The 6,732-nt window shown below is 70.4% G+C and carries 8 protein-coding genes; 3 read left to right on the top strand and 5 right to left on the bottom strand.

Annotated elements, in window-relative coordinates; genetic code table 11:
* Window positions 1-132: 132 nt before the first annotated feature.
* From ACIBP6_RS26815 to ACIBP6_RS26795, 5 genes are all read right to left on the bottom strand, one after another.
* Window positions 133-909, bottom strand: coding sequence for a sirohydrochlorin chelatase (locus ACIBP6_RS26815; protein ID WP_132610926.1), 777 nt, complete (start codon window positions 907-909; stop codon window positions 133-135).
* Complete coding sequence (locus ACIBP6_RS26810; protein ID WP_132610924.1) at window positions 891-1,619, bottom strand: phosphoadenylyl-sulfate reductase; 729 nt, start codon at window positions 1,617-1,619, stop codon at window positions 891-893. The genes ACIBP6_RS26815 and ACIBP6_RS26810 overlap by 19 nt, the downstream gene beginning before the upstream one ends.
* Window positions 1,620-1,785: 166 nt before the next feature.
* Window positions 1,786-3,474: a nitrite/sulfite reductase gene (locus ACIBP6_RS26805; protein ID WP_397056400.1), complete on the bottom strand. Its 1,689-nt coding sequence runs from the start codon at window positions 3,472-3,474 to the stop codon at window positions 1,786-1,788.
* A 110-nt stretch (window positions 3,475-3,584) separates the two neighbouring features.
* A complete protein-coding gene (locus ACIBP6_RS26800) occupies window positions 3,585-3,668 on the bottom strand; it encodes a putative leader peptide (RefSeq protein WP_354532976.1) in 84 nt (27 codons plus the stop codon).
* Between the two features lie 62 nt (window positions 3,669-3,730).
* Window positions 3,731-3,856: a hypothetical protein gene (locus tag ACIBP6_RS26795; RefSeq protein ID WP_397056398.1), complete on the bottom strand. Its 126-nt coding sequence runs from the start codon at window positions 3,854-3,856 to the stop codon at window positions 3,731-3,733.
* Window positions 3,857-3,945: 89 nt separating this feature from the next.
* Here ACIBP6_RS26795 and ACIBP6_RS26790 point away from each other — a divergent pair, with 89 nt between their 5' ends.
* Genes ACIBP6_RS26790 through ACIBP6_RS26780 form a run of 3 tightly spaced genes read left to right on the top strand, consistent with a single transcriptional unit; the run spans window position 3,946 to window position 6,731 of the window.
* Window positions 3,946-4,341 carry a YccF domain-containing protein gene (locus tag ACIBP6_RS26790; RefSeq protein ID WP_397056396.1) on the top strand — a complete coding sequence of 132 codons (396 nt, stop codon included), beginning with the start codon at window positions 3,946-3,948 and terminating at the stop codon, window positions 4,339-4,341.
* 40 nt (window positions 4,342-4,381) lie between these two features.
* A complete protein-coding gene (locus ACIBP6_RS26785; protein ID WP_397056395.1) occupies window positions 4,382-5,314 on the top strand; it encodes a YihY/virulence factor BrkB family protein in 933 nt (310 codons plus the stop codon).
* 34 nt (window positions 5,315-5,348) lie between these two features.
* Window positions 5,349-6,731 carry a serine/threonine-protein kinase gene (locus ACIBP6_RS26780; RefSeq protein ID WP_397056393.1) on the top strand — a complete coding sequence of 461 codons (1,383 nt, stop codon included), beginning with the start codon at window positions 5,349-5,351 and terminating at the stop codon, window positions 6,729-6,731.
* Window position 6,732 lies beyond the last annotated feature (1 nt).

Below are 6,732 nucleotides of genomic sequence, written 5' to 3'. Positions count from 1 at the left end.
CCGGACCACGGCTACTGACGGACCACGCGGACCACGGCTACTGACGGACCACGCGGACCACGGCTACTGACGGACCACGCGGACCACGGCTACTGAGGGACCACGCCGGCTGCCGGGCGGCGCCGCCGCTCCTCAGCCGGCCAGCGGCACCGGTTGCCGCCGGGCGGCCTCGTAGCGTTCCAGCACCACCCGCACCAGCTCGGGAGCCGGGCCGAGCACGTCGGACACCACCTCGGCGCCCGCCTCCAGCGCCTCGCGGCGCACCTTGTCGGCGAAGTAGCCCGGCGCCAGCAGGTACGGCGCCACGACGACGCGCGGCGCCCCGGCCCGCAGCAGCGCCGCCACGGCCTCGCCCGGAGCGGGCCCCGCGGCCGAGGCGTACGCGGGCGAGACCGTCCACCAGCCCGCCCGCCGCCACGACCGCGCCATCCCCGCGACGACCGCGTTGGCGCGCGCGTCGCTCGACCCCGCCGACACCAGCACCACCGCCGTGCCCGGGTCGCCCGCGGGGACGCCCGCCTCGGCCAGCCGCCGCTCCAGCGCGGACACCAGCAGCGGGTGCGGCCCCAGCGTGGCGCCGTAGCTGACGCGCAGCCGCGGCTCGCGCGCCCGAGCCTCGTTCAGCGCCGCCGGGAGGTCCACCCGGCTGTGGTACGCCTCGGTGAGCAACAACGGCAGCACCACGGCCTCCTCCAGGCCGTGCAGCGCCTGACCCAGCGAAGGCGCGCAGTGATCGAGATAGGCCACCCGCACGTCCAGCGGCACCTGGTCGAGCAGCGCGGCCACGGTGGCGGCGGCCCGCGGGTCGCGAGACCCGTGCGCCACCGCCACCAGTGGCACGCCGCCGGGGGCCGCCCCGCCTGCCAACGGGACGGGACCCCTGTCGGGGATCACAGGTGAATGCCGCATTCGACCTTCCCCAGGCCCGCCCAGCGCCCGCTGCGCGGATCCTCTCCCTCCGCGACCTGCCGCGTGCACGGCGCGCAGCCGATCGAGGGGTAGTTGTCGTAGTGCAACGGGTTGATCAGCACCCCGTTGTCGGCGATGTAGTTGTCGACGTCCTCCTGCGTCCAGGCGGCGATCGGGTTGACCTTCACCATCTGCCGCTTGGCGTCCCACTCCACGACCTTGGTGTCGGCCCGGCTCGGCGACTCGTCGCGGCGGATGCCGGAGATCCACGCGAGGTACGGCTCCAGCGCCCGGTTGAGCGGCTCGACCTTGCGCAGGTAGCAGCACAGGTCGGGGTTGCGGCCGAACAGCCGGGGGCCGAGGTCGCGATCCTGCTCCGCGACCGTGCGCGACGGCTTGATGTCGATCACGTTGACGTCGTACACCTGCCGCACGGCGTCGCGGGTGCCGATCGTCTCCACGAAGTGGTAGCCGGTGTCGATGAACAGGACGTCCACGCCGGGCTTGACCCGGCTCACCAGGTCGATGAGGAGCGCGTCGCTCATGGAGGAGGTCAGGCACAGCCGGTCGCCGAAGGTCGCCGCCGCCCAGCGGATGATCTCGCGAGCGGGGGCGCCCTCCAGGAACGTGGCGGCGGACTCGACGATCTCCCGCAGATCGAGCTCGCCGCCCTGCTCTCTCAGACCGGCCTCGATGTCGGCCAGCGTCATATCTTCACTCCGATTCCGAGAAACTTCAGCTTGAAGGCGCGAGCGCAGGCGCGGCAGTACCAGCCGCCGCCCGCCGCCGACCCGGCAGACGCGCTCAGTTCGCCCTCGTAGGGCTCCAGGTCCTCGTCGCCGCAGTAAGGGCAGTGGAAGGGAACCGCTCGTTCGGTCATTTCAGGTCCGCCTCGTCCGCTCGCTGCACCCAGTCGGCGAACGACTCGCCTTCCTTCTTCTGGCCGTCGTAGTTGGACACGACGCGCGCCACGTAGTCGGGCAGCGCCTTCGCGGTGGTCTTGAGCCCGCGCACCTTACGGCCGAACCCGGCGTTCGCGCCGAGCGAGCCGCCGAGGTGGATCTGGAAACCCTCGACCTGGTCGCCGTTCTCGTCGACGACGAGCTGGCCCTTGAGGCCGATGTCGGCCACCTGGATGCGCGCGCACGAGTTGGGGCAGCCGTTGACGTTGATGGTGAGCGGCTCGTCGAAGTCGGGCAGCCGCCGCTCCAGCTCGTCGATCAGGTCCGAGGCGGCGGCCTTCGTCTCGACGATGGCGAGCTTGCAGTATTCGATGCCGGTGCAGGCCATCGTCTGGCGGCGGAACGTGGACGGCTTGACCCGCAGGTCGGCGGCCTCCAGCTCGGCCACGATCGAGTCGACCCGCTCGGGCGCGACGTCGAGGATGACCATCTTCTGTTCGACCGTCGTACGCACCCGGCCCGACCCGTGGCGCTCGGCGATGTCGGCGATCGCGTGCAGCTTGTCACCGTCGAGCCGGCCCACCTTGGGGGCGAAGCCGACGTAGAAGTTGCCGTCCTTCTGCCGGTGGACGCCGACGTGGTCGCGCCGCCGGCCGCGCGGCAGCTCGGGCGCGGGCCCGTCGGGCAGCCGCTCCTTGAGGTACTCGGTCTCCAGCACCTCGCGGAACTTCTCTGGCCCCCAGTCGTTGACCAGGAACTTGATGCGGGCGCGGTGACGCAGCCGCCGGTAGCCGTAGTCGCGGAAGATCGCGACCACGCCCTCGTGCACGTCGGCCACCTGCTCCGGCCGGACGAACACGCCGAGGCGCTTGGCCAGCATCGGGTTGGTCGACAGCCCGCCGCCGACCCACACGTCGTAGCCGGCCTCGCCCTGCTCGTTGACCACGCCGACGAACGCCACGTCGTTGATCTCGTGCACCGTGCAGTGAGCCGGGCAGCCGCTGAGCGCCGACTTGAACTTGCGCGGCAGGTTGGAGTACGCCGGGTTGCCCACGACCCGGTCGTGGACCTCCTGGATCTGTTCGGTCGCGTCGAGCACCTCGTCGGCGTCGATCCCGGCGAGCGGACAGCCGAGGATCACGCGCGGGGTGTCACCGCACGCCTCGGTGGTGGACAGGCCCACCGCCTCCAGGCGCTCCCAGATGTCCGGCACCGACTCGATCTCGATCCAGTGCAACTGGATGTTCTGGCGGTCGGTCACGTCGGCGGTGCCGCGGCCGTAGTCGTTGGAGATGTCGGCGATCGCGCGCAGCTGGGCGAGGTCGAGCTGGCCGCCGTCGATGCGCACCCGCAGCATGAAGTAGCGGTCGTCGAGCTCCTCCGGCTCCAGGATCGCCGTCTTGCCGCCGTCGATCCCGGGCTTGCGCTGGGTGTACAGGCCGAACCAGCGCATGCGTCCGCGCAGGTCGGCGGGGTCGATCGAGTCGAAACCCTGCTTGGAGTAGATGTCAATGATGCGCTGGCGGACGTTGAGCCCGTCGTCGTTCTTCTTGTTCTCTTCGTTCTTGTTGAGCGGCTCGCGGTAACCGAGGGCCCACTGGCCTTCGCCGCGCGGGCGCTTGTGATGCCGGTTGGCAGGAGTGCGGCTGGCAGGGGTGATCATTGCGCGTCCTTCGGATCGTCGGCGCGCGCAACGTCCCGCCCGCCTCGTCATCGAGGGCAGGGCTGTGAAAAGAGGAGTGCGACGCGCTCAGCGGCAGACAGAAACTACGGTCAGCGGGCGTCGCAACAGATGGCAGAGCGGACACGCAGAAGGTCGACGTGGCGTCGACCGACGAGCATGGGGTCCGCTGGCATAGTTCGAGACTACTCTGGCTGTCCGAGATGTCCAAGACCGCGTCCAGAGTGTGGGACTTGTCTCATCCCTGGTGCGGCCAGCTCAGCTCCGACTCCTCCTGCTCCTGACCCGTCTTGTGCTGGCAGTCGCACCACGAGCCGCCGCGGCACTCCTCGTGGCGCTTGTCCTTGCAGCTCTCACAGATCACACTCCGCATTATCACTCCGGGTACAGGTCCGGGTGGAATCCGGGAGATACCCGAGGTGGCGCGGGCAAGATCGGTGACATGCTGGCGGCATGCGCACGATTCTGAACGTCATCTGGCTGGTCTTCGCCGGCGTCTGGCTGGCCATGGGCTACGCCCTGGCCGGGATCATCTGCTGCGTCCTGATCGTCACCATCCCGTTCGGCATCGCCTCGTTCAGGATCGCCGCGTACGCGCTGTGGCCGTTCGGCCGGACGGTGGAACGCGACCCGGACGCCGGCGTGTTCTCGCTCCTCGGCAACATCATCTGGTTCGTGGTCGCCGGCATCTGGCTGGCCATCGGGCACGTGGTGACCTCCATCCCGCTGTTCGTCTCGATCATCGGCATCCCGATGGGCATCGCGAACCTCAAGCTGATCCCCGTCTCCCTCCTCCCGCTGGGCGCCCGCATCGTGCCGGCCGACTCCAGGGTTGGACCAGGGACGTAAGCTGTCCCGAAGAGTCACTGCGAATTTCCGTTGGGTGCCCATGACGTCCACCGAAGCGCCATCCCGGCCCAAACGAGGCCTCGCCTCCCATGCCCGGGCCCGGTTGAGCTGGGTGCTCGACACCAAGTCGTGGGCCATCGTGCGCGCCGCTACCAACGCCGGCGTCGCCTACCGCGTGACCGGACTGGCGGGTGAGGCGGCGTTCTTCGCGCTGCTGTCGCTGCCGCCGTTCGTGCTGGGGCTCATCGGCGTGCTCGGCAAGCTCGGCACGTGGCTGGGGCCGGGCGTGGTCACGCAGGTCAAGACGTGGGTGATCGACCAGGCGGGCCTGCTGTTCACCGAGGACGCGATCGCCACGGTGGTCAATCCGCTCATCACCGACGTGCTCAGCGACGACGCCGGCAAGGTGTCGATCATCTCGCTGGGTTTCCTGCTGTCGCTGTGGTCGGGCTCGCGCGCCCTGTACGTCTACGTCGACCTCATCTCCGTCGCCTACGGGCTCGGCGAGGAACGCGGCATCATCCGCACCCGGCTGATGTCGTTCGGCCTCTACGTCGTGGGCCTCATCATCGGCATCATCGTCATGCCCATCCTGGTCATCGGCCCGACCCTGCTCAGGGACGCCCTGCCGGGGGAGTACGGCATCATGATCGACCTGCTCTACTGGCCGGTCGTGATCATCGGCTCGGTGCTGTTCCTCACCGTGCTCTACCACGTGAGCGTGCCGGTGCGCACCAAGTGGTACCGCGAGCTGCCGGGGGCCATCCTGGCGCTGTTCCTGTGGATCGTCTGCGCGGGCGTGCTGCGGGCCGTGCTGGCGGCCTGGTTCTCGCCCGTCTCCGTGTACGGCTCCCTGGCCACCCCCATCGCGCTGCTGCTCTGGCTCTACATCACCGCGCTGGCCGTGCTCATCGGCGCCATCCTGAACGCCGAGGTCGACCGGCTCTGGCCAGGCGAGAGCCGCACGAAATAGCCATGACGCGGGCGCGTCCGGAATAATCCCTGCGATGGACGTGCAGCGGGTCGGACCGTACACCCTCGTCAAAAAGCTGGGCGAAGGCGGCATGGGCTACGTCCACCTCGCCCACGACCCCGCCGGGCGGCCGGTGGCGCTCAAGACCATGCGCCCCGAGCTGGCCGCGCGCGAGGAGTTCAGGCGCAGGTTCGGCAAGGAGGCCGAGGCCGCGAGGAGGGTCGCGCGGTTCTGCACCGCACCCGTGCTCGACGCCGGTTTCGACAACGGCACCGCCTACATCGTCACCGAATACGTCGAGGGCCCCGACCTGTCGGCCGTCGTCGCGCAGACCCCGCTGGCCGGCTCCAATCTGGAGGCCCTGGCCGTCGGCGTGGCCACCGCGCTGGCCGCCATCCACCAGGCGGGCGTCGTCCACCGCGATCTCAAACCGTCGAACGTGCTGCTCAGCCCGGTCGGGCCGCGGGTCATCGACTTCGGCATCGCCCAGCTCGCCGAGACCGGCCAGGCGGTGATGACGGTCGCGCAGAGCATGGGCACGCCCGCGTACATGTCGCCGGAGCAGGCCAGGGGAGAGCAGGCGACCCCGGCGAGCGACATCTTCTCGTGGGGCTCGCTGGTCGCGTACGCGGGCATGGGCAGGCCGCCGTTCGGCACCGGCGGGGTCCACGAGGTCGTCTACCGGGTGATCAACCACGCGCCCATGCTCGACGGGCTGGACGAGCGCATCCGGCCGCTGGTGGAGCGGGCACTCGACAAGGACCCGCGGCGCCGGCCGACCGCCCAGCAGGTCATGGACCAGCTGCTGGGGCGCTCCCAGGTGCCGGTCGCGGCGGCGACGCAGGCCGTCTCGGAGAACTGGTCCCCGGTCATCACCGTTCCCCGGCGCGTCCCCGCGCCGGGACCCGCGCGGCGCAGTCCCTGGCTGCCGGTCGTCGTCGGCGTGCTGGCCGCCGTGCTCGGCGCCGGGGCCACGCTCGCCGCCGTACGCCCCTGGGAGGACCGGGGCGCCGAGCCGGGCACGGCCGCCACCACCAGCACGGTCGACGCCCTCGGCACCAGGTTCGAGGTGCGGATCGACTCCCTGGTGCGCCAGGGCGCCACCGCGCGCCTGCAGTGGACGGTCAAGAACGTCGGCACCGAGAACGCGCCCCTGTACAACAAGTTCGGCAACGGCGCCCTCGACAACACGGTCTCGCGGGTGAGCATCGTCCCGCCGGGCGTGGGCAACCCGCTCCACCCGGCCAGGAAGGGCGACGACTGCCAGTGCTCCAACGTGCCCACGGCGCCGTTCGACGGAGGCAACCAGCTGCAGTTCTGGGCCGTCTACGACGGGCTCCCCGAGGACGCCGAGCACGTCGACGTCAACCTCGGCCCGCTCGGCGTCATCAGGAACGTGGCCGTCTCGTCGGCCTGAT

Source organism: Nonomuraea terrae (genome assembly GCF_044465245.1).
GTDB lineage: Bacteria > Actinomycetota > Actinomycetes > Streptosporangiales > Streptosporangiaceae > Nonomuraea > Nonomuraea terrae.
Note: the sequence above shows the minus strand (reverse complement) of the source record. Positions and strands in the feature narration are given on the sequence as shown.

What these genes read in the sequence shown, in the direction of transcription:
- ACIBP6_RS26810 (WP_132610924.1), bottom strand. Translation starts at nt 1,619, where the DNA reads ATGACGCTGGCCGACATCGAGGCCGGTCTGAGAGAGCAGGGCGGCGAG.
- ACIBP6_RS26780 (WP_397056393.1), top strand. Translation starts at nt 5,349, where the DNA reads ATGGACGTGCAGCGGGTCGGACCGTACACCCTCGTCAAAAAGCTGGGC.
- ACIBP6_RS26805 (WP_397056400.1), bottom strand. Translation starts at nt 3,474, where the DNA reads ATGATCACCCCTGCCAGCCGCACTCCTGCCAACCGGCATCACAAGCGC.
- ACIBP6_RS26785 (WP_397056395.1), top strand. Translation starts at nt 4,382, where the DNA reads ATGACGTCCACCGAAGCGCCATCCCGGCCCAAACGAGGCCTCGCCTCC.
- ACIBP6_RS26800 (WP_354532976.1), bottom strand. Translation starts at nt 3,668, where the DNA reads ATGCCAGCGGACCCCATGCTCGTCGGTCGACGCCACGTCGACCTTCTG.
- ACIBP6_RS26815 (WP_132610926.1), bottom strand. Translation starts at nt 909, where the DNA reads ATGCGGCATTCACCTGTGATCCCCGACAGGGGTCCCGTCCCGTTGGCA.
- ACIBP6_RS26790 (WP_397056396.1), top strand. Translation starts at nt 3,946, where the DNA reads ATGCGCACGATTCTGAACGTCATCTGGCTGGTCTTCGCCGGCGTCTGG.